The organism is Bradyrhizobium uaiense, from assembly GCF_010811875.1.
Taxonomy (GTDB): domain Bacteria; phylum Pseudomonadota; class Alphaproteobacteria; order Rhizobiales; family Xanthobacteraceae; genus Bradyrhizobium; species Bradyrhizobium uaiense.
In genome coordinates, this window is the sequence record NZ_VKHP01001133.1 from 1 (window position 1) to 233 (window position 233).

Here is a 233-nt window from a genome sequence, read left to right on the forward strand (position 1 = left end):
AGCCCTTCTGGTCAGGCCGGCCGATGATCAGCGGCGCCATCCGCTCCCAGCCTGCGTCGCTCAACACCAAACGATCCATCACACCCAAGACTGCCTCCCAAAAAGAAGCCTTGAATCTGATTTGCTCCTAAAAGGGAATCCTTAGAGTCCACACCACCTAGCGCTCGTGCGCCTGTCATCGCGCCAAAATGCCGCGATCTCCTCCTGCATGCACGCCATACGCACCCTCTGCT

The 233-nt window shown here is 58.4% G+C and carries 1 pseudogene; it reads right to left on the reverse strand.

Annotated features, from left to right (window positions below):
• Nucleotides 1–79: pseudogene (locus FNJ47_RS49080) on the reverse strand (IS5/IS1182 family transposase); the annotation flags it as partial.
• Nucleotides 80–233: the final 154 nt, after the last annotated feature.